General features: G+C 40.0%; 2 protein-coding genes. Both read left to right on the top strand.

Going from position 1 to position 1,514, the window contains the following annotated elements; genetic code table 11:
• On the top strand, positions 1-1,084 hold a 1,084-nt coding region (locus F6K20_RS38070; RefSeq protein WP_287298357.1), incomplete at its 5' end, for a hypothetical protein.
• 204 nt (positions 1,085-1,288) lie between these two features.
• On the top strand, positions 1,289-1,514 hold a 226-nt coding region (locus F6K20_RS38065; protein WP_287298355.1), incomplete at its 3' end, for a hypothetical protein.

Below are 1,514 nucleotides of genomic sequence, written 5' to 3'. Positions count from 1 at the left end.
AGAAAGTAAAAGTGAAGTTGAATCAGTAATGGATAACATTGTGGCAATGGCAAGTTATCTGAATAGTCGTAAAGGAGAGGAGTTTATTCCATCAGAGGACGTAACAGCAGGTGGAGGAGAACCTGATTCTAATCTCCGAATTTATCCAGATGGAAAGGAATTAAGCTTTTCCCCTCAGCTTACGGCTGGTTTACATATTGGAAAGATTAGCGATCTTGTCGAATACGTTACTGTTAAGGAAGACTTGAATGTCACTGGATGGCTCAATCAAAATCTCTTTAAAAGAGAACGTCATAAACAACAATCTCGTAAGCAAAAAGCAAATAAAGATTTATTTGGTAAAGGAGACTTATCATTTTTATCTAAGGCCGATGCATGGGTCAATGATCAAGTAAAGAGATTAAATGTAGGGGGAATTGATGATAGTGTCAGTAAAAAAGAATTAATGGGACTAGTGACTATCTTGGTAAATTATCTCCACAAAGCAACAAACATGACGGATAGAGATAACTCAAAAGCCATTGCGGGAGCGATGATGGCTCGAACTGATTTTGCCCACAACTTTGGATTAATTCCCGAACCCTACAGGAATTACTTTAAAACTAATCCTAATCAATTCGCTGAGTTAGTCTTAAATGCTGCTGGGTTCACAGGTGAAGGGGGACAACCGATTTTCCCAAAAACAATTGAGAAAGGTATGGTGGGAAATATTCAAGAAGTCCGGATTACTTTAACTCGTCAAGAATGGCTAGAACATATTCCTACTGGATATGACCTGTTAAAGAACTATGTTAACCTTCCCGAGGAAATTAAAGCAGCGGATGAAGATGAGTCAGCAGACAACTTAGTCAAATTAGTCAAAGACAAGCGAGCTGATTTTGAGGCAATTCATAACTCCCTTGGAGCTTTAGGAAGTGTTGACGATTTGGTTGGGCTGAGTGACAAACCAGTTAAAGCCTTGGTGGTTGAACTTCGTCGGATGCAAGATGACTTGAAAGTCGGTGATCTAAAGCCGATGGCAGTTTCTGCCTATAATCTAATTGAGCGACTTAATGAGAGTAAAAAGCTCAAATACAAGAAATAGTAGGTGTGAAGGAAGCATTCGGAGTAAAACTTTAAGGGATTAGGAAAACTTCTAACTAGATACAAAAATGCACCATGCTTTAAAAGCCAATGTCAGTCAATGTAATGCGATCGCTCCCGTCCTCCCACAATCCCTTTGATCTCAAAGGCTATATGATAATTACACTGTGATTGATTGTTGCCGACTCTTAATTTAACCAAGCTCATGGGTAATCTACGACAAAGCCAAACCAAAAAGACACAAGCTCGAGATCAGTCAATAGTATCAGGAAGTAGGAAGCCAACATACCACCCAATCGAGGAACTGCAAGGGATAATCGGCAACCAGGCACTGGGTAATCTAATTAAATCCCAGCCAGACTTATCTCGACAAGTTCATCGTTCCCAAGATCCTCTACTGAGTAGTGTTTCCCCTGTTAGTGGGCAAACAA

It is taken from the genome of Moorena sp. SIO2C4, assembly GCF_010672485.1.
Classification (GTDB): Bacteria; Cyanobacteriota; Cyanobacteriia; order Cyanobacteriales; family Coleofasciculaceae; genus Moorena; species Moorena producens.
Note: the sequence above shows the minus strand (reverse complement) of the source record. Positions and strands in the feature narration are given on the sequence as shown.